The organism is Undibacterium umbellatum (genome assembly GCF_014284125.1).
In the GTDB taxonomy this organism is placed as follows: domain Bacteria; phylum Pseudomonadota; class Gammaproteobacteria; order Burkholderiales; family Burkholderiaceae_D; genus Undibacterium; species Undibacterium umbellatum.
The window spans coordinates 47,422-74,069 of sequence record NZ_JACOFX010000005.1 but is presented as its reverse complement, the minus strand read 5'-3'; the positions used below and the strand labels follow the sequence as shown (position 1 = coordinate 74,069).

Sequence of the window (26,648 nt, the reverse complement as noted above, 5' to 3'; positions counted from 1 at the left end):
ATGACCTCCCACGTAGAAAATACCAGGGAATTCGAACTCCGGACCGCAGATGGCAAGGCAATTTTTGTGCGCGACTGGCCGCTGGCGGATGCAGTCATGGCTCAACCACAGCAAGGTATAGTCATCATGCATGGTCTGGGTGAGCACTGCGGGCGGTATGCCCATGTCGCCAGGTTCTTCAACGCCCTGGGTTTTGTCGTGCGCACCTATGACCATCGCGGCCATGGACAATCTGACGGTGGCAGCGGTGATGTTCCAGACTCCATGTGCATCTTGCGTGATGCGCAGATGGTCATTAGCGACTTTAGCCAGCAACTGGCGGGGCCGCCCATATTACTAGGACATAGCATGGGTGGCTTGTTTGCTGCCCGCTATGCACTTGAGCAATTGACACCGCTGCGCGCCCTGATCTTGTCTTCCCCCGCGCTGGCAATACGCATGTCCAGCTTGCAGCATGGTTTGTTGAAGGTTGCATCCAACCTGATACCTGGTGTGGGTTTGCCGAACGGCTTGCAAACTCGCTATCTGTCTCACGATGGCGAAGTGGTACTCGCCTATGAAAATGATGCCCTGGTGCACTCACGCCTGAGTGCGCGCCTGCTGACCAGTATGTTGCAGGCCATGGATTATTGCCATGCACATGCCGCAGAATTAAGCATGCCCCTGTTGATGATGGTGGCGGATGACGATCATCTGGTCGACCCGGCAGGTAGCCGCCGCTTCCTGGAAAAGCTGGGAAATGACCAGCTTAGCGCGCATTTTTATGCCGACTTTTATCACGAAATATTCAATGAACTGGATGCCACCAGGGTATTCGATGACTTGCGAACCTGGCTGGAACTCCAGCAATTCACCCCTTTGGAACAGATACAAGAAGCGGCCTGAAACAGCAAATTTTCTGAAGTTGGATAGAATAAAACAGCATAGTCTGAAGTGGTGGCGTGCTACAGAAAGCGGAAGCAGCCAGCAAGGCTGTTACACTAGCGCCCTCTCGCCTTATCAGGCTGACCATGTTAAATTGCTGAAAATGCAATTTACTGCAATAAGCAAAATTATCCGGAAATATGCAAGATCAACCAAGAAAAACCCTGGGCCGACCAGCCAAACCTGCCCGCAGCGCCACTACGGGCAGCACATCCCACGTCCTCAGCAAGCCACAGGTGGAGTTTGAAACCATAGAAATCAAGGCAGATTCCCTGGCATTCAGCCTTGTAGGTGCAGCACAGGCTGTCGCCTATGTGCTGGAAGGTACAGCCTTGCCGCAAGCGCTGACCAGGGTATTTACGCAAACCAATGCCTTGCCACAGGCGCGCGGGGCAATCCAGGATATTGCCTACCGCACCATGCGCCAGGTTGGCCGGGTGGATGCCCTGCTCAAAATCATGACCAACAAGACGCCGGAACCAGCCTTGTTATATGGCTTGCTGTGCTGTGCACTTACCCTGCTGGTTGGTAATGAAGGTGATGATGAAAAGGCCTATGAAGAGTTTGTCGTGGTGGACCAGGCAGTGACAGCCGCCACTTCCAGCCCGCATATGGTTTTTGCCAAAGGTATGGTGAATGCCGTGCTGCGCCGCTATCTGCGTGAAAAAGAAGAATTGTTAAAACTGGTCATGAAACAGCCGGCAGCTGCCTGGAATTATCCGCAATGGTGGGTAGACCAGTGCAAAACAGCTTATCCACAAGACTGGCAAGCGATACTGAGCTGCGGCAACCATGCCCCGCCTTTGACTTTGCGTGTGAATCAACGTGTCAGCACGGTCGCTGCTTATCTGGAGTTATTGGCCAGCCAGCAGATCGGTGCCAGCCAGATAGGCCCGTTTGCTGTGCGCCTGGACCGGCCACTGCCAGTGTTCAGCATCCCCGGCTTTGAAGCGGGTGTTGTGTCGGTGCAGGATGCCGCCGCCCAATTGGCAGCGCCTTTACTGGATGTACAGACAGGCATGCGGGTATTGGATGCTTGCGCCGCCCCCGGTGGCAAGACTGGCCATTTGCTGGAACTGGCTGATATCGAACTGACTGCGGTTGATACTGACCCGGCCCGTATCCAGCGTATCCATGAAAATCTGGCGCGTTTGAAGTTATTTGCGACAATCAAGGAAGGCGATGCCTGCCGCAACAACTGGTGGGATAGCCAGCCCTATGACCGCATCCTGGCAGATGTGCCCTGCACTGCCTCTGGCGTGGTCAGACGTCACCCGGACAGCCGCTGGTTGCGCCGCAAGACCGATGCTGCCCAGTTGGCGGCCTTGTCAGCCCGCATACTCGATAATCTGTGGCGTATGCTGAAACCGGGTGGCAAGATGCTGATGGTCACCTGCTCGATCTGGCCGCTGGAATCCGAAGCTCAGGCTGCCGCTTTTGCTACACGTAATGGCGCGCAACGCCTTGATGCACCGGGGCAATTACTGCCCAGCTTGACCAAGACGTCCGAAAGCAACAACGAACATGACGGTTTGTTCTATGCTTTGTTTCAAAAACCAATGCAAAATTAACGAATGCCAACAAGTTCAAGCTATCATTAGCAGACTTTTGATTTCGTATTGATTGCATGTTCAGACGTTTTACCTCCCTGCTGCGCCAGATATCGCTGACTTTGATGTTGGTGCTGCTGGCAATGGCGGCGGCACCTGTAGTTCAGGCCGCCGACGTGGAAGTCAAAACGGCCAGGATAGAAGCCAGCGACGAAGGCTACCGCCTGGCTGCCACTTTTTCCCTGGACCTCAGTGACAGCTTGCGCAAGGCTATCCGGGATGGCATCCCGGTCTCATTCACCACAGAAGTAGAACTGACCCGCTCACGCTGGTATTGGGTAGACGAAAAGGTGGTGCGTAGTGAATATCTGGTCAGAATTTCTTATAATGAATGGACGCAGCAATACAACGTCACTATTAATAATGGCTTGCAACAGAATTTTGCCTCTCTCGATACCGCGCTCAATCTGGTGACACGGCCAAATCGCTGGCTGATAGCAGATAAATCCCAGTTAACTGCCGGAGCCACCTACAACGCAGCAGTGCAATTGCGCATGGGTTTGAGCAAGATCTCCATGCATTTGCAAATACCCAGCTTCAACGACAGTCACTGGAGTCAGAAAACCGAGTGGAAGCGTTTTTCCTTCAAGGCTGAAGACAAGTGACAAGATTTTTGCGGTATGCACTGATTATCGGTGGTGCTCTGATGAGCATCCTGCTGTTTTTCCTGACTACAGTCTCCGAAAACTCTTCGCGCTTTGAGCGTTATTACGAATGGCTGCTGGATGCCAATGCCATTGTCGCCCTGGCCCTGCTGATCCTGGTACTGACCCTGGTGTGGCGGCTGTTCCGCCGCTACCGTGCCAGGGAATTTGGCTCCAAACTGATGACCCGTCTGGTGGTGCTGTTTGCCTTGGTAGGCATCTTGCCAGGAACGGTGATTTATGTGGTGTCGGTTCGCTTTGTTTCCCTTTCTATCGAATCCTGGTTTGATGTCAAGGTTGAATCTGCCCTCGATTCCGGCAAGAACATGGGCCTGACCGCACTGGATTTCTTGCTGGCAGATTTACAGTCCAAGGCCAAGGACATGGCTTCGGAATTGTCTGATCCGTCTGAAAGCTCGATGTCCATCCACCTGTCACGCCTGCGCGAACGTATGCAGGTACAGGAAGCCACCATCGTCAATAGCAAAGGCCGCCTGATTGCTTCTGCCAATGAAAACGTCAATAGCCTGCTGCCAGAGTTGCCAACCCCGGACATGCTGAGGCAAGTCAAGTTGTCACGTTTTTATGCCGCCAGGGATGAAAAACTCGTCCCTGCTCCTGGCAGTGATGGCGACCCGGCTACTGCTTCAGCAAGTAGCACCAGTGCAGCAAGTACAGGCAGCGGTATCCCTGAAACCCGTGGAGCAACCCGTCCGGCACTGGCACCAGAACCTGCTCGCATACTGCGTTCCCGCGTGATCGTGCCTTTGCGTATGAGCACAGGCTGGATATCCCTGCAAAATGAAGCTTTGTACCTGCAATTGATACAACCCGTCCCCATCAACCTGGCCATGCATGCTGAAGCACTGAGCAATGCATCGCGAGAATACCAGGTGCGCTCGATAGGCCGCGTGAACCTAAAAAAGATGTACATCATCACCCTGACACTGACGCTGTTGCTGGCAATTGTCGCCGCCATCACCAGTGCCTTTTTGATTTCGGGCGAACTGGCGAGACCATTGCTGCTGCTGGCAGAAGGTACCAAGGCCGTGACCGAAGGTAATTTCTCGCCTCGCCCTATCGTTACTAGCACTGATGAGCTCGGTAGCCTGACCAAGTCTTTCAATACCATGACCAGGCAGTTATTTGACGCCCGTGCTGCAGTGGAGAAAAACCGCAATGAACTGGAAAACGCCAAAGCCTATCTGGAATCAGTGCTGGCCAACATGTCAGCTGGAGTGATGGTGCTGGATCAAAATGGCAATCTGGTGACCTGTAATGAGTCGGTAGAACGTATCTTGCAGCGCAGGCTGGAAAGCGAAATCAATAAACCCCTGGCAGATATTGATGGCATGCAGGCTTTTGCCTTTGCTATTTCCAAAGCTTTTTCAGAGCAGCATGCGCAGTCAGCTGCTGGTGGTGAAAACGAACGCGAACAACACTGGCAACAGCAAATTGAAGTGCCTCGTCCAAATGTCGGTAAAAAAGGCGTCACCTCTGCAACTCCTGGCGAAGTGGTGGTCGCTGAAGATGAACAGAGTATTACCCTGCTGGCGCGTGGCTCGCACTTGCCGGTGGCCTCAGGCAGCGGCTATGTGGTGGTGTTCGATGACATCAGCAATATCATTTCCGCCCAACGCTCTATCGCCTGGGGTGAAGTGGCGCGCCGCCTGGCACATGAAATCAAGAACCCGCTGACACCTATACAATTGTCAGCAGAGCGCCTGCAAATGAAGTTGCAGGACAAGCTCAGCGAAACCGATGTGCTGATACTCAATAAAAGTACGACCACCATCGTCAACCAGGTGACGTCGATGAAACGCATGGTCGATGATTTCCGCGATTATGCGCGTACACCGCCTGCTGTATTGATGCCATTGAATCTGGCTGGCCTGATTGATGAAGTGCTGCATTTGTATATTGCCGGTGATGGCAGGGATGCCATCAAGCTGACCATGGCGGCAGATTTACCCAAGGTCATGGGTGACGCCACCCAGATGCGCCAGGTAATTCACAATCTTTTACAAAACGCCCAGGATGCCGTGGCTGACAATACCACTGCCGGTTTTGTGCCACGAATTGATGTCATCACTGATGTCGTGCGCTACACTGGCACTGACCAGATTGCTCACTCTGCGGTACGCCTGTCAATTATCGATAACGGCCCGGGATTTTCCAGCAAAATCCTGGCACGCGCCTTTGAACCCTATGCCACTTCCAAGCCACGTGGTACAGGTCTGGGACTGGCAATGGTAAAGAAAATCATTGATGAACATGGTGGCAGGATAGATATTCAAAATCGCAGCGATACAAACGGTGCAAAAGTAGCGATTTTGCTGTTAAAGTTAGCACCGGATGCAAATACGGTATAAGTTCGCCGTACTTGCGGTAGTAGTTCTGTAGCAGGTAGTTGTTCTGATGTTCCCAAAAGAGGAATACGGATAAAAGCAGAAGGGGCACTTTGAAATTGTCATTCAGCACAAGCATATCGTTTTCACCAGCCAGACTGGAGTAAGCAATAAGCCAGCTTGAACATCGAACGGTAAGAAGCACCCAAAAAAACATAGAGGCGGTAATAGGGTAGATTTATGGCAAATATATTGGTCGTAGATGATGAAATGGGTATCCGGGAATTGTTGTCAGAAATTCTCGGCGATGAAGGTCATGTCGTTCAGCTCGCTGAAAATGCTCAGCAGGCGCGTCAGTCCAGGCAAGAAGCCAGGCCAGACCTGGTCTTGCTCGACATCTGGATGCCGGACACAGATGGCGTTACTTTGCTTAAAGAATGGCAGCGCGATGGTTTGCTGACCATGCCCGTGATCATGATGTCAGGTCATGCCACGATAGATACTGCGGTCGAAGCGACCCGGATAGGTGCCTTGAATTTCCTGGAAAAACCCATCGCCCTGCAAAAATTGCTGAAAGCAGTACAGCAGGGCCTGACACGCAGCACGGAGGCACCAAAACCGGCTGCCCCGGCCTTGCGCGTGATCAGCAATGACAATTCCGTCAGCGCCAATACATCCGGCAGTTTTGGCAATACTGCACCGTCTTACGAAGCCAGACATTTTTCTGCTGCCCAGCCTGTCGCTGCGGCGCCAAATAATCAGTTTGCCAGCCTGTCGTTTGACTTGCCCCTGCGTGAAGCCAGAGATGCCTTCGAGCGCATCTACTTTGAATACCACTTGAACCGCGAAGGTGGCAGCATGACCAGGGTGGCAGAAAAAACCGGCCTTGAACGCACGCACCTATACCGCAAACTGAAGCAACTGGGCGTTGAGTCCATGAAGTACGCAAAGCGTGGCGAGTAATATTGCAGCACAGCGCAATGTGAGTACCATGTGAGTGCAGCAAAAGCGCAATTACACCTGGTACACGGCGCAAGTTATACCCAGAGGGAGGCGGCAATTGCAGCCTCCCTTGCCCGTTTAGATGGCAATAGCGCTGCGACTGACAAGAATGTCGTCATCCTCGAAGGCTTGCCTGATGGGCAAGATATCCTGCAAGCCACCGACCTGTTACACATTAGCCGGATTGCACCCGGCTGCTTTTGCTGCATAGGTAACCTCAGCCTGCGCGTAACACTAAACCGCGCCCTCAGGCAAAAACCCGCTAATATATATCTAGGCATTGCCAGTGATGCCCATCTGGATAAACTCCTGCTAACACTTCAGGGACCTGCCTACACCAATCTACTTGAGATCAACAGTACAAGTGTCCTGAGTTATTAATTCGCTGAGTAAATCCGGCGAGAATCAATAATTCAGGACACTAGCTTGTGAACCAATGTTAAGTCGCTAAAGTCCAGACGTTGCCATGCCGTAATACTTAGTAACAGCACAGTAACGAGCTGGCAATTGTCGTTGAGGAAGAGTCGTGCAGTAGCTTCATCAGCGGCAATTGCTTGAAATTCGCTGTATGCAACATCATGTAAGCACCATGAACGGTAACCCGAGGAAATATCCTCCAGCCAGAAAGGATGCATAAAATGAATCTCATCTATAACAGCGAGCAATATAGCGTCATCGAATATGGCGCAGATACTGACCACGAAGCCCTGCGCTTTGGCGGCTATGAAATTACCGACAAGGCCGTACGCCGTGAATGGTTTATTGGTGGCCCGCTGGCCATCAATTTCCGCAAGGACGTGACTGACCTCATCGCCAGTGAACCCAGCATAGAAGAAATCGATGACTTCCTTGGTCAGTTTGATGGCTATATGGGTCAAAGCGTTTTACTGCATTAATCCGCATTGAACAGGCATCACTGCATCACAGCTCAGGCAATGACAGCGAAACAGCGATAAGTATGGACGATGGCTTTGGCCCTCGTCTGTACCGCTGTGCGGTCATCTTCATACTGACTTTGCAAATTCCAAACAGATCCCAAACAAATCCAGCGCTGGTTCGTATCAATATGTGACCATCTATACAGAACATCACCTGATTTTGATATGCTGACAGGGACAGGGTGATATCTTCGCCAGACCATTGCCATTCTATTATTCAGCACTATCCCTATCAGGTTCAAAACTATGAGTACTCAACTGCACGACTTTATCCGTGGCCTGCCCAAGGCAGAATTGCATTTGCATATAGAAGGTTCACTGGAACCTGAGTTGATGTTTGCCCTCGCGCAAAAAAATGGTGTGCAATTGCCATACGCCAGCGTTGAAGAAGTACGCGCTGCCTATGATTTTGCAGATTTGCAGTCTTTCCTGGACCTGTACTATGCCGGTGCTGCCGTGCTGCAAACCGAGCAGGATTTTTTTGACCTGACCCATGCCTATATAGAACGCGCCCAGGCTGACAATGTGCGCCATGTAGAATTGTTCTTTGACCCGCAAACCCATACAGCACGCGGCATACATATCACTACCGTATTCTCTGGTATCGCCCGCGCCTTGCGCGAAGCGCGTGCCAAACAAGGGTTTTCTGGTGCAATGATACTGTGCTTCCTGCGTCACCTCAGTGAAGAAGATGCCATTGCCACGCTGGAAGCTGCCCTACCCTTGCGCGATGAATATGCAGACCTGTGGACAGGTGTCGGTCTGGATTCAGCAGAAGTCGGCAACCCGCCAGAAAAATTCGCGCATGTCTTCACGATTGCACAGGCCATGGGTTTTCGGCTGGTTGCACATGCGGGTGAAGAGGGCCCGCCAGCCTATATCCATAGCGCACTGGATGTCTTGCAAGTCGAACGCATAGACCATGGCGTACGTGCAGAGGAAGACCCTGCCCTGATGACAAGGCTGCAGCAAAGCCGCATGCCGCTGACAGTCTGCCCCTTGTCGAATTTAAAGCTGTGCGTGGTCAAGGATATGCGTGAACATAACCTGGCACGCATGCTGCGCGCAGGTTTGTGCGTGACCATCAATTCAGATGACCCGGCTTATTTTGGTGGCTATATGAACGCGAATTACATCGCCACTGCCGATGCGCTGGAACTGGGCAAGGAAGAATTGCTGCAACTGGCCCGCAATGCTTTTGAAGCCTCGTTTGTCACGCCTGAGCAAAAACAAATATGGCTGGATGAGCTGGATGCTTATGCTGCCAAAGCCGCCTGAGCAATCTGAATTAAATCACATTCTTTTCCAGCAACGGCCTGCCATCAAGTAGTCGCTGGGCTGACAATGGCGACAAATCCAGGCTGCTGTAAGCACCATCCACCAGTAATTCTGCAATACCGCGCCCGGTAGCGGGTGCGTGTTGCATGCCGTGGCCACTGAAGCCATTCGCCAGCATCAGGTTCGGCAGTTGTGGGTGTGGGCCAATGACGGCATTCTGGTCAAATACATTATATTCATAATAGCCAGCCCAGGCTCTTTGCATGCGCAGGGCTTCAAAAGCTGGAACGCGATTGGCCATGATTTGCCATGCCGTATCGAACTGTTCATAGTCTGCTTCCAGCGCTGCGTCATCGGGATCATTGTCCGGTGGCAAACCGCATATCCAGTGCTGGCCTTCTGGCCGAAACCACAAACCGGATGGATCAATGATGAGCGGACAAGCAGGCGTTTGCGCAGGGCTGGATACGACAAACACCGTGCGTACACGCCCAACTACCGGCAAATCAAAACCAGTGCCAGCCAATAAGGGCCGCGCCCAGGCACCGGCTGCATTGACGGCAACATCACATTTAATGACTGTGCCATTCTGCAAACGTACGCCAGTTACTCTGCCCTTCTCATGCTCAAAACCTTGTGCATCTGCCTGCAGATAAGTGACGCCCTGGCTACGTGCCTTGCGGCGAAATGCCATCAACAAGGCATAGCCATCAAACCAGCCTTCACCACTAAGACCTAGCGAACCTATGGCAAGGTCATCAACATTCTGCCAGGGGAATTTCTGTTTCAGTGCATCTTGATTTAACAGGGCAACATCTACCTGCGCTGCTCTTTGTATCTCATGATTTTCACGCAAAGTGGCAGCACCGCCATCGGTGGCCAGATACAGGTAGCCATGTTCGCTGAGCGCCAGTTCCGGCAACTCACCGTCAACAGCGAGGTGCTGATGCAGGTCGCGCAAGAAAGCGATGCCGAATTGCGACATCTGTATATTCAACGGCGTACTGAATTGCTGGCGTATGGAGCTGGCCGACAGGGCCGACGAGGCATGGGTATAGCTGGGGTCACGCTCCAGCACCGTGACCCGGCCTTGAAAGCGTGGATGTGCTGCCAGAAAATAAGCCACCGCACTGCCGATGACGCCACCGCCTACTATCACTACATGCCTGTTATCCATTTCAGTCCTTAAAACCGTAATCCAAACCTGCGCCGGTAATCCTTGGGCGTCACTTGCGCCCACTGCTTGAAGATTTTACTGAAACTGGAGACGTCTTCATAACCGCAACGAGTAGTGATATCTTCCAGCGACAAACGGGTAGTTTCCAGCAAGGCCTTGGCGCGCTCCACCCTTAATTGTTGCACATAATGGATGGGGCTGAGATTCATTGACTCCTGGAAGCGCCTGAGCAGGGTGCGCTGGCTGACATTGCAATAGCTGGCCAGGTCAGCCATTACCCAGTGCTGGTCCAGGCGCTTGTTCAGCCAGCGCCGCGCACGTTCAATTACGGCATGACCCTGATCCTGCATGATGGCCTTGGCGACATAGGGTGCCTGGCTGTTTCTATTCGCATCAACCACCAGTATCTTGGCCGTCATCTGACGCAATTCTTCTCCGGCGAAATGCCCCACCAGCCAAAGCGACAGATCGATATAAGAAGTCACGCCACCAGATGACACCAGCTTGCCATCCTGCACGATGAGCTCATCAGCTTCCAATAAAACCTGAGGGAAATTCTTGCGGAAGTAAGCACTCAGCCACCAACTGGTGGTGGCGCGCCGGCCATCAAGCTTGCCGGTACGCGCCAGCAGGCTGGTGCTGGAACAACTGGAGATCAACAGTCTGTCTTGCTGAATATAACTTTCCATCAAGGCTTGTTCAGGTGCCAGTGCATTGAGCAAATCATCAAGTTGCTGGTTGTCTTTATGATCAACACCAGGAACCATAAGTGCATCGAGTTCCTGAGTATGCATTTGCGTGTATATGTCACGCGCCTGAAAATGTAGTCCACTCACTTCTTGCATGATGTCGCCACGGGCACTGACCCAGAAAGCTTCAAACTGCACAGGTTTGCTACCCGCAGGACGTATCCCTGCCAAAGTATTGGCAATGGTGAAGACATCCAGCGGCAACACCGCCCCACTACGCAGGCAACCGGGATAAACCAGTATGCCGATGCGTATGATTCCATCCTTTGTCGTCAACTTCATCGTCACTTGGCCGTCCCGTCCATTTAACACCTTTTTTTGTCGATTCAGCCAATGGTACTGCTTTTTCATTAGCTGCACAATGAAGTCTCTCACAAGCATTCACATAAGGAGTACGACATGCCCTACGTTCAAATCAATACGATTCAAGGAATGTTAAACACCGAGCAAAAACAGCGCTTGCTGGAAAAAATTGCCGATGCACTAGTAGAAGTTGAAGGAGGCAGTAACCCGGAATTCAAGAAATCCATTTGGATCAATATCCAGGAAAGCGAGGCAGAAGGCTGGTCCATGAGTGGCCTACGCCCATCGAGCCAGCAAATCGCGCAATTTACGGCGGTCAGAGATGCACGTCCCAGTGCACAAAACAACGAGGTGCCAGCATGATGAACTACCCTGCCCTGTCCAGTTTTGTACTGGCCTTGCTGGCGCTGTTCCTGAAAGCCAGCGTGCTAAGTGTATTCCAGGTTATCAGCCGTATACGCAGCCGTCGTTATCTCTTGCCAGAAGATGCAGCCCTGGCTGGAGTACGCCCGGTTGAATCAGAATCTGATCTGGTACAACGCTGCGCCCGTGTCTGGCGCAATGACGTGGAAAACCTGCCACTGTTCCTGGCGCTGGCCATTTGCTATGTCTTGCTGGGTGCAGAACAGTCGGCAGCCAACTGGCTGTTTGGCAGTTATGTAGTAATACGCTATTTGCATACCCTGATTTACCTGCGTGGCATGCAACCCTTGCGTACAATCCTGTACTTGTCAGGCATGGCCATATGCTGGGAGATAGCCTACAGAATATTCCTGCAAATCCATCTATAAAGCAGTATTCTGTTATTTTTACCTGCCTCGGGGGAGTAAATGGCTTTCATCGGTCCAGATGTCAAACTTGATCATCCTGCGTATATCCATGACACGGCGCAACTCTATGGCAAGATCAGCGTGGGGCAACATGCCTCAATCTGGATGAATGTGGTGGCCAGGTCTGAGCATAAGGAAATCATCATTGGTGCCTATACCAATATCCAGGACTTTGTCATGCTGCACATAGGTGACCAGACCCCGACCATCATAGGCAGCCATTGCTCCATCACCCATCATTGCACCATCCATGGCTGCACCATAGGTGACAACTGCCTGATAGGCATCAATTCCACCATCATGGATGGCTGTGTGATAGGCAATAACTGCATTATTGCCGGGCATACTTTCCTCAAGGAAGGCACTATCATTCCTGACAATTCCATCGTCATGGGTACACCCGGCAAGGTCATACGTTCGCAAAACAATTATGTGCGCAACCGCCTGAATGCCTACATGTATTACAAGAATGGCCTGGCTTATGCGCGGGGTGAATATAGAGAATGGGCCAGAGAAGAATTTCCTGCCGAAATCATGGCAGAAATTGCCATCTTGAATGCCCAGCTGGCAGCCGATGAATGACAACTTAAGTTAAAAACGGGCAACAAACTGTCTATAGTTCAGGCCCGGGATTGACATGCCAGCTGCAAATATACACACTGAAACTTCTGGCACATAATGAGCATCTGGAGCATCAAGATGCGCTATTTCAGTTTGAACCGAAAGGTCAGCCGTGGCGAATACCCTGAGCAAGTTCTTTAACCGCCTGTTCGGTGCTGAGCAGGGCACGCCCGTGATCAGCCCACCCCAAGCTGCACCTGAAATTGTGGCAGCGCCCAAAGCGGCTGAACCTGTAGAAAAGGCCGCCTCCGAACCACTGATCGCAGTACACCAGGCTGAACCAGTTCTCGCGCCAGATACCCCCGCAAACAACACTGCCAATACAGAAAAACTCATCGCCTGGAAACCGGTCCTGCCTGTCGAAAGCTTGTTCTTTGACTGGATAATGGGTTACCCAGGTGAAGGCGGTAATGTTGAAACCGAACAGACTGTCATGCAAGCACTGTACAAATTGCTGGCGTCTGATCTGAATGACGCCGTTATCGTGCCACGCGTGCCCAGTGTCATCCCGCAATTGCTGAACAGCCTGCGCAGTAAAACCATTTCTGCCGGTGATTTGTCGCGCCAGATCGTCAAAGATGTGGTCCTAGTTGGAGAAGTCATCAACACCGTCAACAGCGCCCTGTACAACCCGGCTGATCGTATCAACAGTCTGGAAAAAGCCGTTATGATACTGGGCGAAGAAGGTCTGCGCCTGGTGATCGCCAAGGTTGCTTTCCGCCCCATTATCAACCTCAATGCCGGGCAGTTCACCCGCCGCGCCGCGCCGCATATCTGGGCCCAGTCAGAAAAATGCGCGGTTGCCTGCCATACTCTGGCACGCGATATGGACCCTTTCCACGCATTTTTGACTGGCCTGATGAAAAATGTTGGTCTCATTATCGCTTTCCGTTTGCTGGACCAGACTTGCGAGCATGGCAAATTCAAGTATTCGCCCGCGTTCCAGCCTATCTTCTCTTCCGTCGCTGCGACCCTGTCTTACCGCATCGCCCAGCGCTGGGAATTCCCTGAACATGTGATCCTGGCCTTGCAACAGCAAGCTGGTGGCCGCAAAGCCATAGAATGGAGCCCGCTAGGCCATTTGCTGCATACCGCCGACCTGATTGCCAAGATGCGCTTGCTGGTCAATCACAGTCAATTGAATAGCAGCGATAAAAAACTCAGGCTGGGCCTGAACCCGGCTGAAGTCAGTTGCTTTGATTTGTTGAATGAAATCCAGTTATATGACACGACAGGAGTGCAACAACATCCTGAAGCGCAAACTTAAGCATGTAGTGTGGGACAATAGGGGTTACGGCAAATACTGCCCCACCCACTAAAGAAAACTCACCATGAATATCCCCGGACTTGGGCTAGTAGAAAAAGATGATGAAAATGGCTGGTATATAAGCCAACCCATACTCATCCCTGCCTTACAAGAGCAAGAATATGAATTCTTGCTGGAAGGCTATGATGAAGCCGACGAAGCCAGCAAGGCTGATTTTCACGATGCCATTGCCAACTTCATCAAACTGGACCCAGCCGTACTGGTCAAAGCAGAAGCAGACATCTTTGCCTATTATCAGGACGTGGCAAACTACCGCAAATCTGAAAAACTGGATGTGGTACAGATAGCCCAGCCAGCCGACGTCTGGCAACACATACAATATGGCTACGAAGCCCTGGTATGCCAGCGCCCGGGTGGTGACAAGACCATCTATGTCTCACTGGAATGTGATTGCGACTGGGATGAAGAAAACGGCTTGCAACTGGTATTCCGTAATGGTGCAGAAATCAGCAAACTTGGACCTTTTGATGACTATCTCAGCAATGCCGATGCCTTTGGGGAAGCCAGCCTGGATAAAGTGGTTTATCAAAGCCGGGGCTGATGACAGCTACTTTAGAAATCAAGCCAAGCACAAGCTGGGCTGATTTTGCCGAAGCCGATGAACTGTCTCAACTGATCTGGGATGGTTTGTCGGAAGCGGATGGCGCATGGCATTACATGAATTTCACGACTGATACGTCGATCTGGGAATCTACCCTTGATGGCAGTACCGTCACCATGTTCTATCAGGATGACCGCCTGCAAGAATTGCTGGTGACACCCGGAATCGCATACGACTATCTTCTAGCTTTCATCCAACGTTTCAGGCTGCTCACCAGCACTCGTGCTCAAATCACTGGATAAGAAAACTGCGCGGTATCACGCCGACTTTTTTGCATGGCAATACTGCCGCCTGCCTCATTTAGCAACATCATTTAGCGACATCATTCAAGCACCTCATGACTATCCAAAAAATCAAGCCAATCGAGGATACGTGAACAAGATGAAATGACATAAATTAAATGCTGCGTGCGTGAGTATCACCCACTCCAGCCTGCGTGTCCGATGATAGACAATGGCATAACCCAGCCCGGCAACTGTCGCCAGGGCAGCATACTGGGTCCCTCCACCCAGATGTGCAAGACCAAACAAGACTGCCGACACAGCAATCGCCAGATAACCAAAGACAGGCTTGTTACCCAGGCGATAGATCGTTTCCTGTATCAGTCCCCGAAAAAAAGCTTCTTCTGCAACGCAAGTCAATACCAGATTCACGGCCAGGAACAACAAAGTCGCTTCCGGCAGTTTTGGATGAAAGCGGAAGAACTGTGTCGCCAGCCCCAAACCGGTCAAGACCACGATAGTCAGCAAGGCAGGCAAGGCAATGCGCTTGCCATCAGCCAGGAATTGCTTGAAACTGCTTGCGCGTGAGCAAAACAGGCTCAGCATCAGATAACCTGCCATACCCTTGTCGAAATTGGCATACAGGGTAAAAGGAATGGCATCATCGCTGAACCTGACTTTATCAAGTAGCAGCATATTGTGAAAACCCGGTGCTTTATGCATGGCAAGTATCAGCGCCACCACCAGCGCCAAGACACCTGCCAGTATGCGCAGGGCGAGGGGCAAGTTATTTCTGACGCTTGCCCATAGCAAAAGTGGCAGCACAGCAAGCACAGCTACTGCCATCGGTGTGATGAGGCCACTGAACAAAGCCGAGAGCACCGCAAAAATTGCCAGCAAATGTCCAGGAACCAGGTTTTTTAGTGGGCCAGCCACAGCTACTTTGGGTAGCCATGCGGCTGCGATAGCTGCATACAAGAAAAGATAAGGAAGGATTTGCAACTCAGGAACAGTGGTCATAGGAAATAAATCTATTGGGCTATTGTTTGTTTGATGCAAGCTTTGCCAAGGATAGTTAATTTTATATAAATGTCAATATTATCCCTGGCTTTGTATTCCGCATTTCACAGTCGCTGAAAACACAGATCAGTTGCGCATGCTAAAACTTTTTCCACAAGCTATTGCCACCCGGTTCCAGGCATTCATGAGACCAATGGCAAATGCCAGGTCTACCAGTTCTATTTCCGTGAAATACATGGGCAATTTCTGTTGCAGCCCTTCATCCACATGCTTGCCTGCTATGCCAGTCATGGCTTCGCTCCATGCCAGTGCTGCTCTTTCACGCTCACTGAAACAAGGTGCTTCGCGCCAGCACACCAGGCTATTGAGGCGCTGGAAATTATCGCCAAGCTCCAGCAAGTCATGCGCATGTTTGTCTACGCAAAAAGCGCAGCCATTGATTTGCGAAATCCGTAAAAAAACCAGATCGATGAGGGACTTGCCCAGACTGCTAGCATCCAGCGCGCTATTTACACTTGCGAGGGCTTGATAAATAGCAGGTGCCAGGCCAGGGAAATTGAGTTTGAGTGTCATGATAATTCTCCAGTTTTAAAATGAGTCAGCGAGATTGCTTTCTTCATCCATAAGACGCTGGAGAAAATCATTTTGTGACAGTCTGCTTGAATAATTTCTTAAGTATTTTGCAGAGGTATCGTCATACCTTGATAAGCCTGCAATTTATCAGGATTGCGGATAGTGTAAAGATCAAGAATTTTTTCACCATCGCTGACGATGGAGATAGTCGCATCCAGTTTGCCGTCGATAAAGCGCAGCAAGCCGGGTTCACCATTGATATTGACTTCAACAAACTGCATGCGCTGGGAAAAATTTCTGGCGATCACATGGTACAGACGCGATATGCGTGCCGCACCATGCAGGATGCGGTTGACTGAAGCGACCTTGTCCCCGCCGTCCCCTATCATTTGCGCATCATCTGCAAACAGCGCATTCAGGGCTTTTAAATCTCCGCTTTGTGCGGCCAGGGTAAAGCGTTGCAGCAATTGCCTGTGATGGTCACGGCTGACCTGGAAACGCGGTTTGTCTTGTTGCAACCGCTCTCTCGCCCGGTGTACCAGTTGGCGGCAGGCAGTTGCAGTCATGTTGAGCATGCCTGCGACTTCAGGGTAATCAACATCGAATACTTGATGTAGCAGAAAGGCAGCGCGTTCTTCTGCGGACAAACGTTCCAGCATAGTCAAAAAAGCCAGCGAGACATCGCTGCTGAATTCAGCCATCAGTTCTGGTGTCTGGTTATCGACTTCTACCATGGGCTCTGGCAACCAGGGGCCAGTATAGTTTTCGCGCTCACGCTTGAGTACCCGCAATCTATCGATGCAAAGGCGGCTGATGACAGTCACCAGCCAGGCCTGTGGTTCGCGGATTTGCAATAGCTCTTCATCCGTTAGCGCATGCCAACGCAGATAGGTGTTTTGCACCAGGTCCTCTGCCTCAGCGCGCGAAGCCAGCATGCGATAGGCTAAGCCAAACAGGCGGGGTCTATGGTCAGTGAAGCTTTGCAGGCGGTTCATCATAGTGGTATCCGGTATGTCCATGATGATAAGACGAATCAGCCTTACCGTTTGTGACAGCGGATAGAAAAAAAACCGCAAATCTTTCAATATGCGGTTTTTTGTTAGCTGAAATAACTCAGAATCTGTGACGTATCCCAGCAATGACGCTAGTAGCACGATCAGCCGTACTGATCTTGTCACTCATCAGCACTGCATACACATCGGTACGCTTGGACAGGTTGTAGTCATAGCCAGCAGACAGGGTATCGCGCTTGTATTCCGTATTTGCCGCCAGCGTGCCATTGCGTTTGGTATTGGCATAGGCCAGCAAGATGTCGCCACCACCTGCCGGGATCTTGGCACCCAGGCTATAAATCTTGTCATCCATCTGCTTGCCAGCAGCATTGTCATTTTTGCTGGAGGTATAAGTGGCATACAGTTTGGCAGCAGTCAGGTCATAGCTGGCACCGACGAAGTAAGCAGTCTGGTTATTGATGGATGCAAAATTCACAGGTGCAGATGTGGCATCGACAATTGCTGAACCACCAAGAGGATTCGATACCTGGACTTTTTGGTAGAAGGCACTCAGCGCCAGTGGGCCATTGAAGTACAGCGCATTCAGGCCTATGTTGCGAGTGCCTGTGTCACCGGCTTTTTCACCAAACTGATAGTGCATGTTGGCACTGAAGCCGGAGAAATTGGGGGTGCTGTAAATGATTTCATTGCTCCAGCCAGAATCACCGGCGGCAGAATTGGCCCAGGTGCGTGAAGCAAAACCACCAGAAGGCACATACCAGTGCAGCACCAAAGGCGAAACATCAAAGGAATCACCAAAGGGATTGAAAATCACGACAGGCAAAAAGCTGGGAGCCAGATCACGGCCAAGCGACACGCGGCCAAAGCTGCCGGACAAGGCGACATTGGCATCACGCGAAAACAGGGTATCGCCACCAAAGCGGCCAGACTCACCGGTATCTGGTCGCAGGAAGGCTGTCAGTGCAAATTCTGCCTTGAGACCACCGCCGAGGTCTTCTACCCCTTTGAAACCAAACCAGGATGTGGTCATGCCACCCGGCGTGATGGCAGCCGTGCTGGCTTTGTCACCACTCATCTTGACTGTGCCCACAGACAAATCCATCAGGCCTTGCACGGTAACACTGGATTGCGCCAGCGCACTGCCTGCACACAAACAAGAAGCAACTGCCAAAACCATGAATTTCATTTGCATTTTCATCTTTTTTCCTTCTCTCAGATTTAACAACGATTTTTTCAGCGTGGTGGCAATTCAAGCTTTGTCAGCTTAATCTTGGGCAGGCAGGACTTGGGTACGTCCCGCCAGTCAACAGGCGCTGCATTTACTTAGCTACATAGGGATGTACTTGTTTCCAGTGTTCTGCAATATCAATGCGGCGGCAGATCCAGACCTTGTCATGCGACTGTACATAATCAAGGAAACGCTGGAAGGCACGGAAACGTCCGGGCCGCCCCAGCAAGCGGCAATGCATGCCTATGGATAGCATTTTTGGTGCATTGTCACCATCTGGGTCACCTTCGGCATACAAGAGATCGAAACTGTCTCTCAGGTAATCATAGAAATGTTCGCCCGTATTAAACCCTTGTGGCGTGGCGAAGCGCATGTCATTGCTGTCCAGGGTGTAAGGCACGACCAGATGCGGATGCTGCTGGCCATCGCTGGTAGTGACTTGCGTCCAGAAAGGCAGGTCATCGCCATAGTAGTCAGCATCATAGGCAAAGCCGCCATGCTCAACCACCAGCTTGCGGGTATTGGGTGAATCACGCCCGGTGTACCAGCCCAGCGGGGCTTTGCCAGTCAGCTCGCGCATGATTTGCACGGCTTGCTGCATATGTTCACGCTCTATGGTTTCGTCCAGCGCCTGATAATGTATCCAGCGCAGACCGTGACAGGCGATTTCATGACCAAGCTCGCCAAAAGCCTGGGTCAGCTCGGGATGGCGCTGCAAGGCCATGGCGACACCAAACACAGTCAGCGGTAACTTGCGTTTTTCAAATTCGCGCAAGATGCGCCAGACACCGGCACGGGAGCCATACTCGTAAATAGATTCCATCGACATATGCCGCGCTTCATAAGCTGCCGCACCAACAATCTCGGATAAAAACTGCTCAGACGCACGATCACCATGCAGCACACAGTTTTCGCCACCTTCTTCATAGTTCAAGACAAATTGCAGGGCTATCCTGGCCTGACCTGGCCATTGCGCATGCGGGACATGGCGGCCATAGCCTATGAGATCACGAGGATAATCACTATACTGATTGCTGGACTGCGTCATACTTTTGTTCTCCGGTACATGCTGCTCAGGACTTGTGATCCTGGCTTTCATCGTTCTGCTTGAAGTAGATGGCGAATGCAAGTGACGTGCCATCTTTCCATTTGCACTAAATCATTTTTCATATTCGCCTGTGATTGTCAGCAATTTTTCACGGTTAGATATACTGTTTTTAGTATATGTCCTATTACGCATCAATTAAACAACATGGAATTTTTCACAACAAGCAAAGGCAGGTCAAATAAATGCTGTGTAAGCACCCTGTAACAATAGCAACCGTATCACTGCCCTGACGATAAGCGCAGCAAGCTTGTTACAATGCAGCCCATGCGCCTGCAATCCATAGACCAATTCCTGATCCAGCCTCCCCAGCCTGAAAATCTGGTGGGCTTTCGTCGTTTTTTACTGGAGTTCTGGTATTTTGGTATCAAAGAAGTGCGCGCCTGCCTTTTTGTCGGCCTCTTCTTTGCATCGATTTTGATCGTGCCCAAGGCTGGCTTGTTTGGCTTGCCGCGTTATGACGTGCTGTTTGTGATTGCACTGCTCATACAGGGCGGCATGGTCTGGAGCAAGCTGGAAACTGTTGATGAGCTAAAAGCCGTCACCCTGTTCCACATGGTTGGGTTTGCGCTGGAAGTGTTCAAGGTATCGGGCCAGATACAGAGCTGGGCTTATCCTGAATTTGGCTATACCAAGATTTGGGGCGTGCCGCTGTTCAGCGGTTTCATGTATGCCAGCATAGGCAGCTATATCATCCAGGCCTGGCGCTTATTTGATTTACGCATACGCCATCATCCCCCTTACTGGATGGCCGCGCTGATAGGCATACTGATTTATGTGAATTTTTTCACTCACCATTACATTGGTGACTATCGCTGGTACATGGCGGCTTGTGCACTGGGTCTGTATGCGCGTTCATCCGTGGTATTTCGCCCGCTGGACCGCGACCGCAGCATGCCCTTGCTGTTATCTTTCATACTGATAGGTTTCTTTATCTGGCTGGCAGAAAATATGGGGACCTTCTTTGGTATCTGGCGTTACCCCAACCAGTTGGGTGCCTGGTCTACCGTGCATCTGGGCAAGTGGAGTTCATGGTCCTTGCTGGTCATCATGACTTTTACCATCGTCGCCCACCTCAAGCATATCAAGCGGCATATCCATATCGCCGAATAAGCCCGTACTTTCTTCTACCAAGTGAGCAGACAAAAAAATAGCCCGCTGAATTCGCGGGCTTAAATCCAAACCTTTAGGAGGTGTTGGAGGAGACAAGTACTACTTTAATGCGCCGCAACATATCTGTATGCTTTATTATACAAATATCAGGTATACATTTTCTGAATATCTCTTATAGATTGCATACCACTCATCCGCCCTTCCTCTACCGCTCCAAGGAAAGTGACATACCAGTGATGTTTTCGTCATCACTAGAGGTAATACTCAGGTTTATATTTGGACCAGCCCGCTCATGATCCAGATGAATTACTTGCGATCTGTCTTAGGCTTCAATACCAGCAATTGACCATGTTCCAGACAGACATTGACGACGTGCTGAGCCCAGGCTTTGGTGACCAGGTAATTACTGCCACTCATCTCTTCTTCCGTAGCTACCACGCCAGTCTTCAAATCTATCCTGGCTTTATGGTGCAGCCATAAGAGGCCCTGCTCTTCGGATGGATGGGCAAAGAAGTGCATGATCAAGATGGACTGATCTTCTTTCCAGTAGGCATACATGGCTGTTTCACCGCTGTCTATTTTTACATTGGCGATATGAATATGCTGTGATGCATTTTTTGGATGCAGTGCGTAGCGAGTGACAAATTGCTGCAAGGCTAGACGCATATCTTTATCTATGCGGGGCTTGGGAATGGACTGCTTGACCACGCCATTCCTTGGCTGATCCATCGCACTTGCTGGCAAGCAAGTGGAGGCGAACATACTCAAAAGACATGCAAGATAGACAGATCCGGTTTTAAAATGCATATAGACATGGGTTTAGCGAATGAGTAAAGCCAGATAGTCACGCAGACTGAGCTTGCACACAAGTCGCAGGAAAATAGTTGGCAAACATCATTTGAATCATCACGTTCAAAACAGGCAAAAAAAAACCCGCAAATTTTGCGGGTTTAAATCCAAACCTTAGGAGGTGTTGGAGGAGACAGGTGCAACTATATCGCAGCGCAACAAATTCACCAACATCTATTTTCACATATCAATCATTCATAAATCGCATATCAAGCCTGTTTAAAATATTTCCTGACAGAATTGAAATCAATGAAATTAACATCATGCCTATGGGTAGATCGGTAAAAAGGCAAAAAAAAACCCGCGACCTTGCGGTTGCGGGTTAAATCCAAACCTTAGGAGGTGTTGGAGGAGACAGGTACTACTTTATCGCACCGCAGCAAATAATGCATCTTTATTTTTGGTATACCAGTTATCACCATTTCCAATATCTGAGTTGATAACTGCGATTTTTGTCTATGTCTCTGAAAACTTGCACTCTGGGATACAGCCGACTCTTATTTTTGATGCGTGCTGCGCCACAGATGAGAAAACACCAGCGCACATGTAGAGAAAATGAGTGCAGCAAGGGCCGCCATGCCCACAGTATGACCCTCCAGATAACGCAGCTCTTCCAGCACAAGCATACCTATCAGCACATGGGCCAGATAGATGCTGAGCTCCCGTTGCAGAGATCATGTACACAGGCAAGGCTGGCAGGCAGTACGACACTGTAAGCAAGACTTTAGCCAATGCAATATACAAACCGTAATAATGCAGGATACCGGCAGGCCATAACAAAACAGGAAAGCAGCGCGTTTCAACAAACTGACTCTTTGCCGATTTAGGGCTGCAGCATCGCCAGCCAGCCTGACTGGTTGGTCTTGAGACTGATACCAACACGCGCCAGATCGTAATCCAGGATTCTTTGCTGCTTCATTAAAACTCATTCACTGCCTAAAACATAACAAGATAATAATCAAGTATTTAAATGACAAGCAGAAAAATGTAAAGGAGCAACTTCTTTGAGTGCTGGCTGCTCTGTGGCACATCTGGGCATGGCGTGCGGGCAGCGCGGATGAAAGTGACAGCCAGTCGGCGGATGCAAAGGCGATGGAATTTCACCCTTGATGGCAAGGTATTCCATCTTGCGCACTTCCAGCCTGGGGGCAGATGCCAGCAAGGCTTGCGTATAGGGATGATTAGGTCGCTCAAAAATTTCTGCAGTCGCGGCTGACTCAACCACGCGACCCAGGTACATGATGAGCACGCGGTCAGACACATGCCTGACCACGCCGAGGTCATGGCTGATGAACAGATAAGTCAGGTTCAGTTCGTCACGTAGCTGGATGAACAGGTTCAAGACCTGCGCCTGTATCGACACATCCAGCGCCGCTACTGCCTCATCGCACACCAGCAGTTCAGGCTTGACGGCCAGTGCCCTGGCGATGCCAACGCGGGCGCGCTGGCCGCCAGAAAACTGATGCGGGAAACGTTTCAGCACAGCCGGGTCCAGCCCTACTTTTTGTAGCAGGTGTTCTACATATTCCTGCTGTTCTGCCGACTTGATCATGCCATGCACGACCGGTGCTTCACCCACGATATCTTGCACGCGCAGGCGCGGGTTCAACGAGGCATATGGGTCCTGGAATATCATCTGCACAGCCAGTTGCATTTGCCTGCGTTTGGCCTGGTCCATGTCAGCCAGACTTTCGCCACGCCACCAGCGCGACCCTTCTGACAAACTGTGCAAGCCCACGACCATGCGCCCGAGCGTAGATTTGCCACAGCCTGATTCACCTACCAGGCCGACGACTTCACCCGCCTGCAAACTCAAATCGACTTGATCAACGGCATGGACGATTTGCTGTTTGCTGTTAGCACCGAATAGCTGGGTCAGTTTGTCGGTGAATGCCACAGGTTTGGCAAAGCGCTTGCTGACCTGGCGCAGTTCCAGCAAGGCGGGCAAACGGCTATCAGTCATGCGCCACCTCGGCCATTGCGTGCATTGGGTGGAAGCACAATACCTTGTGGCCCGGCAGATTTTCTGCCACCGGGTCTTGTTCACAAACCGCAGTAGCACGTTCGCAGCGCAGGCGGAATGCACAGCCTTGCGGCAGGTTCAACAAAGACGGAGTTGACCCCGGAATCTGACGCAGGCTTTGCCCATGCAGATTGCGTGATGGTGAAGACGCGATCAGACCGTGAGTATAGGGATGCCAGGCCTGTTCCAGTACTTGTTGCACGCTACCGCTTTCGACTATTTTTCCGGCATACATGACGGCTACGGTATCAGCCAGGCCAGCCACCACTGACAGGTCATGGGTAATCCATATCAGTGCCGTGCCAGATTCGCGGCACAGTTTTTGCATTTCATACAGGATTTGGCCCTGTATGGTGACATCGAGTGCGGTGGTCGGCTCATCGCAGATAATCAGCTCGGGCTCATTCAGGAGAGCAATGGCGATCGCCACCCTTTGCCGCATGCCGCCAGAAAACTGGTGGGGATAAGCCAGCAGTCTTTCATCAGGCGAGGGAATACCCACCTTGACCAAGGCAGCGCGTGCCATTTCCCGCGCTTTTTCGCGGCTGACCTGTTGATGTGCAAAGATGGTTTCCATCATTTGTGTATCAATGCGCAGGACCGGGTTCAGGGTCATCATCGGGTCCTGGAATATCATGGCGATGCGGTTGCCCCGGATTTGCCGCATGGCCTCTGCCGACAGGCTGCGCAAGTCCTCGCCCTTGAACAAGACCTTGCCTGCCGTGACTTTGCCGGGTGAATCGATCAGGCCCATGATGGAATAGGCGGTCATGGATTTGCCAGAACCGGATTCACCCACCAGGCCCATGATTTGCCCTGGCTGCACGCTGAAGCTGACATTGTTCACCGCACGCACAGTACCTCCACGGCTGGCAAATTCAGTCTGCAGGTTTTGTACTTCCAGAGTCGCCATCGTCATATTTAGCACCACCTATTGCGTCTGCAAGCGCGGATTGAGTACATCGCGCAAATGATCAGCCACCAGATTGATGGAGACGACCGTTAGCAACAAGGCCAGGCCAGGATAAAAACTGATCCAGTATTTACCGGACAACAGATACTGATAACCATTGGCGATCAGCAAACCCAGTGAAGGTTCGGTCACTGGCAAACCCAGGCCCAGGAATGAGAGCGTGGCTTCCAGCGAAATGGCAGATGCGACCTGCAAGGCCGCAATGACGATCAGTGGCGGCAAACAGTTGGGCAGCAAGTGACGCCAGATAATGCGCGCCGGTGACAAGCCCAGGCCGACTGCGGCTTCTATATATTCTTTTTGTCTTTCCACCAGCGCCGCACTGCGGGCCGTGCGCGCATAATAAGCCCATTGCACCAATACCAGCGCGATGATGATCTTGCCGATGCCCTGCCCTGTCAGCGCCAGCAAGATCATGGCGATCAGGATGGCGGGGAAAGATAACTGTATGTCAGCGATACGCATGATGATGGCTTCGACACGGCCGCCCAGATAACCCGCCAGCAAACCCAGGCTCAGGCCGATTGCCAGCGCAATTGCGGTGCTGGAAAAACCAACGATGAGCGAAATACGCAAACCATAGAAGATGGCCGACAACATGTCTCGCCCTTGTTCATCAGTGCCGAGCAGAAAAGTCTGTTTGCCATCCGCGGAAAGTTTGCCGGGTTCCAGGCGGGAATCCATGACATCCAGCGCCATCAGGTCATAAGGATTTTGTGGTGAAATCAATGGCGCAAATATCGCCAGCAAGACCAGCAGCAATAAAATCAGGCTGCCCAGGCTGGCGATGCGGCTGGCAAAGAAGTCGCGCAAGAAACGCTGTAAGGGCGTTTCAATTTTTGGGCTTATGGTTTCTGTCGCCATCACATCAGCCCCGGCTTTCTGACAAACGCACACGCGGGTCCAGTAATGAATACAGCACATCCACCACCAGGTTGATGAGAATAAACAGGCTGACAATCAACAGCAGATAGGCAACGATGACTGGCCTGTCCAGCACGCGGATAGAATCGATGATGAGCTTGCCCATGCCTGGCCAGGCAAACACTGATTCTGTAACTATTGCAAAGGCGATGATGGAACCGAATTGCAAGGCAATCACAGTAACGATAGGAATCAGGATATTTTTAAGTACATGCACGCCTATGATGCGGCTATTTCGCAATCCCTTGGCGCGGGCAAAGCGCACATAGTCTTGCAACAGCGCTTCTTGCGCACCTGAGCGCGTCAGGCGTATTACCATGGCGATATTGAAGAGCGCCAGGTTCAGCGCAGGCAAGAGCAAATGCCTGAGGCCATCTATGCTCAAAAAACTGACAGGCACACCCAGCAAAAGCGTTGTCTCACCACGCCCGCTGGAAGGCAACCAGCCCAGTTGCACGGCAAACACCATGATCAGCATCAGCCCGACCCAGAAGGTCGGCAAGGAGAAGCCTAATATCGATACCGCCATGATGCTTTTTGCAGCAATGCTGTCTGGCCGCAAACCCGCCAGCAAACCCAGCGGTATGCCCAGAGCTATCGCAATCAATATGGCAAATACGGCCAGTTCCAGCGTGGCAGGCATGCGTTCTATGATCAGAGCCAGTGCAGGTGTGGCATAAGCGAAGGAGCGCCCCATATCGCCAGCCAGGGCATTTTTAAGAAATAACCAGTATTGCTGCGGCAGGCTCTGGTCCAGGCCGAAGGCAGCAATGATGCGCGCACGCTCAACCTGGTCAGCCTCAGGGCTGATCAGAATATCGATGGGATTGCCTATCGCATACACGCCAGCAAATACCAGCAGTGACATGAGTAGTAAAACAGCCAGGCTTTGCAGCAGGCGGCGCAAGATAAATCCGGGCATACCTATCTCAGCTTCATAAGGGAGTCTGCAAACCCACAAAAACTGGTTTTCCTGGAGAAGTTCTGTATCTCTTTAAAGGTGTTTATCATGTGCAATCATTATTCTTTTTACCGGAAATCTCGGTCCGGAACATGTCGCCGGGTTTTACCGCCTTTCACTCGATGTCTTTGGCGCAGCACGAACATACCTGATTGTGCAAGGGTAACGCAAATCTGTTTTTATAGTATCGATATGCCAGGAATGAAATAGGCGTCAGGGCTACCAGTTTGCCTGGAATCTGGTATCTTTCTCTATACTGAAGAAAGTCATAGTCCGCCAACCAAGGTGCGCAG

27 protein-coding genes are annotated in these 26,648 nt (G+C 51.3%); 15 read left to right on the top strand and 12 right to left on the bottom strand.

Annotation, left to right across the window (positions count from 1 at the left end; genetic code table 11):
* The 8 genes from H8L47_RS12065 to H8L47_RS12030 all read left to right on the top strand — a co-directional run bounded on the left by H8L47_RS12065 (position 1) and on the right by H8L47_RS12030 (position 8,744).
* A complete protein-coding gene (locus H8L47_RS12065; RefSeq protein WP_186953844.1) occupies positions 1–885 on the top strand; it encodes an alpha/beta hydrolase in 885 nt (294 codons plus the stop codon).
* A gap of 179 nt (positions 886–1,064) precedes the next feature.
* On the top strand, positions 1,065–2,495 hold the full coding sequence (gene rsmB / locus H8L47_RS12060; RefSeq protein ID WP_186953843.1) for a 16S rRNA (cytosine(967)-C(5))-methyltransferase RsmB: 1,431 nt from the start codon (positions 1,065–1,067) through the stop codon (positions 2,493–2,495).
* A gap of 56 nt (positions 2,496–2,551) precedes the next feature.
* Positions 2,552–3,139, top strand: a complete 588-nt coding sequence (locus H8L47_RS12055) for a DUF4390 domain-containing protein (RefSeq protein WP_186953842.1) — start codon at positions 2,552–2,554, stop codon at positions 3,137–3,139.
* Positions 3,140–3,180: 41 nt separating this feature from the next.
* Positions 3,181–5,550 (top strand): sensor histidine kinase, encoded by a 2,370-nt coding sequence (locus tag H8L47_RS12050; RefSeq protein WP_186953841.1) that lies wholly within the window; start codon positions 3,181–3,183, stop codon positions 5,548–5,550.
* 216 nt (positions 5,551–5,766) lie between these two features.
* Positions 5,767–6,489, top strand: a complete 723-nt coding sequence (locus H8L47_RS12045) for a response regulator (RefSeq protein WP_186953840.1) — start codon at positions 5,767–5,769, stop codon at positions 6,487–6,489.
* 30 nt (positions 6,490–6,519) lie between these two features.
* Positions 6,520–6,909: a GTPase gene (locus H8L47_RS12040; protein ID WP_186953839.1), complete on the top strand. Its 390-nt coding sequence runs from the start codon at positions 6,520–6,522 to the stop codon at positions 6,907–6,909.
* A 257-nt stretch (positions 6,910–7,166) separates the two neighbouring features.
* Positions 7,167–7,424 carry a BTH_I0359 family protein gene (locus H8L47_RS12035; protein ID WP_186953838.1) on the top strand — a complete coding sequence of 86 codons (258 nt, stop codon included), beginning with the start codon at positions 7,167–7,169 and terminating at the stop codon, positions 7,422–7,424.
* A gap of 288 nt (positions 7,425–7,712) precedes the next feature.
* Positions 7,713–8,744, top strand: a complete 1,032-nt coding sequence (locus tag H8L47_RS12030) for an adenosine deaminase (protein WP_186953837.1) — start codon at positions 7,713–7,715, stop codon at positions 8,742–8,744.
* Positions 8,745–8,754: 10 nt separating this feature from the next.
* On the opposite strand, the gene H8L47_RS12025 is transcribed toward H8L47_RS12030, so the two are convergent.
* Both H8L47_RS12025 and H8L47_RS12020 read right to left on the bottom strand, forming a co-directional pair.
* Positions 8,755–9,921 (bottom strand): NAD(P)/FAD-dependent oxidoreductase, encoded by a 1,167-nt coding sequence (locus tag H8L47_RS12025; protein ID WP_186953836.1) that lies wholly within the window; start codon positions 9,919–9,921, stop codon positions 8,755–8,757.
* 8 nt (positions 9,922–9,929) lie between these two features.
* On the bottom strand, positions 9,930–10,952 hold the full coding sequence (locus tag H8L47_RS12020; RefSeq protein WP_186953835.1) for a GlxA family transcriptional regulator: 1,023 nt from the start codon (positions 10,950–10,952) through the stop codon (positions 9,930–9,932).
* A gap of 117 nt (positions 10,953–11,069) precedes the next feature.
* On the opposite strand from H8L47_RS12020, the gene H8L47_RS12015 reads away from it, so the two are divergent.
* The 6 genes from H8L47_RS12015 (at position 11,070) to H8L47_RS11990 (ending at position 14,594) form a co-directional block, all read left to right on the top strand.
* Entirely contained in the window at positions 11,070–11,336 is a 267-nt protein-coding gene (locus tag H8L47_RS12015; protein ID WP_186953834.1) for a tautomerase family protein, read from the top strand.
* Positions 11,333–11,764: an MAPEG family protein gene (locus H8L47_RS12010; RefSeq protein ID WP_186953833.1), complete on the top strand. Its 432-nt coding sequence runs from the start codon at positions 11,333–11,335 to the stop codon at positions 11,762–11,764. The genes H8L47_RS12015 and H8L47_RS12010 overlap by 4 nt, the downstream gene beginning before the upstream one ends.
* Before the next feature lie 39 nt (positions 11,765–11,803).
* Positions 11,804–12,385 (top strand): gamma carbonic anhydrase family protein, encoded by a 582-nt coding sequence (locus H8L47_RS12005; protein WP_186953832.1) that lies wholly within the window; start codon positions 11,804–11,806, stop codon positions 12,383–12,385.
* 151 nt (positions 12,386–12,536) lie between these two features.
* Positions 12,537–13,691 (top strand): HDOD domain-containing protein, encoded by a 1,155-nt coding sequence (locus H8L47_RS12000; RefSeq protein WP_186953831.1) that lies wholly within the window; start codon positions 12,537–12,539, stop codon positions 13,689–13,691.
* Between the two features lie 64 nt (positions 13,692–13,755).
* Positions 13,756–14,292 (top strand): DUF6985 domain-containing protein, encoded by a 537-nt coding sequence (locus H8L47_RS11995; protein ID WP_186953830.1) that lies wholly within the window; start codon positions 13,756–13,758, stop codon positions 14,290–14,292.
* The gene (locus H8L47_RS11990; protein WP_186953829.1) at positions 14,292–14,594 is read left to right on the top strand and encodes a hypothetical protein; all 303 of its coding nucleotides are present in this window, start codon (positions 14,292–14,294) and stop codon (positions 14,592–14,594) included. The genes H8L47_RS11995 and H8L47_RS11990 overlap by 1 nt, the downstream gene beginning before the upstream one ends.
* A gap of 111 nt (positions 14,595–14,705) precedes the next feature.
* Here H8L47_RS11990 and H8L47_RS11985 read toward each other — a convergent pair whose 3' ends face one another.
* The 5 genes from H8L47_RS11985 to puuE form a co-directional block, all read right to left on the bottom strand.
* The gene (locus H8L47_RS11985; RefSeq protein ID WP_186953828.1) at positions 14,706–15,593 is read right to left on the bottom strand and encodes a CPBP family intramembrane glutamic endopeptidase; all 888 of its coding nucleotides are present in this window, start codon (positions 15,591–15,593) and stop codon (positions 14,706–14,708) included.
* Between the two features lie 126 nt (positions 15,594–15,719).
* Positions 15,720–16,166, bottom strand: coding sequence for a carboxymuconolactone decarboxylase family protein (locus H8L47_RS11980; RefSeq protein ID WP_186953827.1), 447 nt, complete (start codon positions 16,164–16,166; stop codon positions 15,720–15,722).
* Positions 16,167–16,264: 98 nt separating this feature from the next.
* The gene (gene sigJ, locus H8L47_RS11975) at positions 16,265–17,161 is read right to left on the bottom strand and encodes an RNA polymerase sigma factor SigJ (protein WP_408057694.1); all 897 of its coding nucleotides are present in this window, start codon (positions 17,159–17,161) and stop codon (positions 16,265–16,267) included.
* A gap of 118 nt (positions 17,162–17,279) precedes the next feature.
* On the bottom strand, positions 17,280–18,371 hold the full coding sequence (locus H8L47_RS11970) for a porin (protein WP_186954056.1): 1,092 nt from the start codon (positions 18,369–18,371) through the stop codon (positions 17,280–17,282).
* A gap of 127 nt (positions 18,372–18,498) precedes the next feature.
* Complete coding sequence (puuE, locus tag H8L47_RS11965) at positions 18,499–19,455, bottom strand: allantoinase PuuE (RefSeq protein ID WP_186953825.1); 957 nt, start codon at positions 19,453–19,455, stop codon at positions 18,499–18,501.
* Positions 19,456–19,779: 324 nt separating this feature from the next.
* Here puuE and H8L47_RS11960 point away from each other — a divergent pair, with 324 nt between their 5' ends.
* Complete coding sequence (locus H8L47_RS11960) at positions 19,780–20,625, top strand: DUF817 domain-containing protein (RefSeq protein WP_186953824.1); 846 nt, start codon at positions 19,780–19,782, stop codon at positions 20,623–20,625.
* A gap of 306 nt (positions 20,626–20,931) precedes the next feature.
* On the opposite strand, the gene H8L47_RS11955 is transcribed toward H8L47_RS11960, so the two are convergent.
* The 5 genes from H8L47_RS11955 to H8L47_RS11935 form a co-directional block, all read right to left on the bottom strand.
* Positions 20,932–21,354 (bottom strand): hypothetical protein, encoded by a 423-nt coding sequence (locus tag H8L47_RS11955; RefSeq protein WP_186953823.1) that lies wholly within the window; start codon positions 21,352–21,354, stop codon positions 20,932–20,934.
* Positions 21,355–22,432: 1,078 nt separating this feature from the next.
* On the bottom strand, positions 22,433–23,437 hold the full coding sequence (locus H8L47_RS11950; RefSeq protein WP_186953822.1) for an ABC transporter ATP-binding protein: 1,005 nt from the start codon (positions 23,435–23,437) through the stop codon (positions 22,433–22,435).
* Complete coding sequence (locus H8L47_RS11945) at positions 23,430–24,416, bottom strand: ABC transporter ATP-binding protein (protein ID WP_186953821.1); 987 nt, start codon at positions 24,414–24,416, stop codon at positions 23,430–23,432. The genes H8L47_RS11950 and H8L47_RS11945 overlap by 8 nt, the downstream gene beginning before the upstream one ends.
* Positions 24,417–24,428: 12 nt before the next feature.
* Complete coding sequence (locus H8L47_RS11940; protein ID WP_186953820.1) at positions 24,429–25,334, bottom strand: ABC transporter permease; 906 nt, start codon at positions 25,332–25,334, stop codon at positions 24,429–24,431.
* Positions 25,335–25,338: 4 nt separating this feature from the next.
* Complete coding sequence (locus H8L47_RS11935; protein ID WP_186953819.1) at positions 25,339–26,316, bottom strand: ABC transporter permease; 978 nt, start codon at positions 26,314–26,316, stop codon at positions 25,339–25,341.
* Between the last annotated feature and the right edge of the window lie 332 nt (positions 26,317–26,648).

Excerpts from the sequence above, each read along its gene's own strand:
- H8L47_RS12065 (WP_186953844.1), top strand. The coding sequence starts at position 1 with ATGACCTCCCACGTAGAAAATACCAGGGAATTCGAACTCCGGACCGCA.
- rsmB (WP_186953843.1), top strand. The coding sequence starts at position 1,065 with ATGCAAGATCAACCAAGAAAAACCCTGGGCCGACCAGCCAAACCTGCC.
- H8L47_RS12055 (WP_186953842.1), top strand. The coding sequence starts at position 2,552 with ATGTTCAGACGTTTTACCTCCCTGCTGCGCCAGATATCGCTGACTTTG.
- H8L47_RS12050 (WP_186953841.1), top strand. The coding sequence starts at position 3,181 with ATGAGCATCCTGCTGTTTTTCCTGACTACAGTCTCCGAAAACTCTTCG.
- H8L47_RS12045 (WP_186953840.1), top strand. The coding sequence starts at position 5,767 with ATGGCAAATATATTGGTCGTAGATGATGAAATGGGTATCCGGGAATTG.
- H8L47_RS12035 (WP_186953838.1), top strand. The coding sequence starts at position 7,167 with ATGAATCTCATCTATAACAGCGAGCAATATAGCGTCATCGAATATGGC.
- H8L47_RS12030 (WP_186953837.1), top strand. The coding sequence starts at position 7,713 with ATGAGTACTCAACTGCACGACTTTATCCGTGGCCTGCCCAAGGCAGAA.
- H8L47_RS12025 (WP_186953836.1), bottom strand. The coding sequence starts at position 9,921 with ATGGATAACAGGCATGTAGTGATAGTAGGCGGTGGCGTCATCGGCAGT.
- H8L47_RS12020 (WP_186953835.1), bottom strand. The coding sequence starts at position 10,952 with ATGAAGTTGACGACAAAGGATGGAATCATACGCATCGGCATACTGGTT.
- H8L47_RS12015 (WP_186953834.1), top strand. The coding sequence starts at position 11,070 with ATGCCCTACGTTCAAATCAATACGATTCAAGGAATGTTAAACACCGAG.
- H8L47_RS12010 (WP_186953833.1), top strand. The coding sequence starts at position 11,333 with ATGATGAACTACCCTGCCCTGTCCAGTTTTGTACTGGCCTTGCTGGCG.
- H8L47_RS12005 (WP_186953832.1), top strand. The coding sequence starts at position 11,804 with ATGGCTTTCATCGGTCCAGATGTCAAACTTGATCATCCTGCGTATATC.
- H8L47_RS11995 (WP_186953830.1), top strand. The coding sequence starts at position 13,756 with ATGAATATCCCCGGACTTGGGCTAGTAGAAAAAGATGATGAAAATGGC.
- H8L47_RS11990 (WP_186953829.1), top strand. The coding sequence starts at position 14,292 with ATGACAGCTACTTTAGAAATCAAGCCAAGCACAAGCTGGGCTGATTTT.
- H8L47_RS11985 (WP_186953828.1), bottom strand. The coding sequence starts at position 15,593 with ATGACCACTGTTCCTGAGTTGCAAATCCTTCCTTATCTTTTCTTGTAT.
- H8L47_RS11980 (WP_186953827.1), bottom strand. The coding sequence starts at position 16,166 with ATGACACTCAAACTCAATTTCCCTGGCCTGGCACCTGCTATTTATCAA.
- sigJ (WP_408057694.1), bottom strand. The coding sequence starts at position 17,161 with ATGAACCGCCTGCAAAGCTTCACTGACCATAGACCCCGCCTGTTTGGC.
- H8L47_RS11970 (WP_186954056.1), bottom strand. The coding sequence starts at position 18,371 with ATGCAAATGAAATTCATGGTTTTGGCAGTTGCTTCTTGTTTGTGTGCA.
- puuE (WP_186953825.1), bottom strand. The coding sequence starts at position 19,455 with ATGACGCAGTCCAGCAATCAGTATAGTGATTATCCTCGTGATCTCATA.
- H8L47_RS11960 (WP_186953824.1), top strand. The coding sequence starts at position 19,780 with ATGCGCCTGCAATCCATAGACCAATTCCTGATCCAGCCTCCCCAGCCT.
- H8L47_RS11955 (WP_186953823.1), bottom strand. The coding sequence starts at position 21,354 with ATGGATCAGCCAAGGAATGGCGTGGTCAAGCAGTCCATTCCCAAGCCC.
- H8L47_RS11950 (WP_186953822.1), bottom strand. The coding sequence starts at position 23,437 with ATGACTGATAGCCGTTTGCCCGCCTTGCTGGAACTGCGCCAGGTCAGC.
- H8L47_RS11945 (WP_186953821.1), bottom strand. The coding sequence starts at position 24,416 with ATGACGATGGCGACTCTGGAAGTACAAAACCTGCAGACTGAATTTGCC.
- H8L47_RS11940 (WP_186953820.1), bottom strand. The coding sequence starts at position 25,334 with ATGGCGACAGAAACCATAAGCCCAAAAATTGAAACGCCCTTACAGCGT.
- H8L47_RS11935 (WP_186953819.1), bottom strand. The coding sequence starts at position 26,316 with ATGCCCGGATTTATCTTGCGCCGCCTGCTGCAAAGCCTGGCTGTTTTA.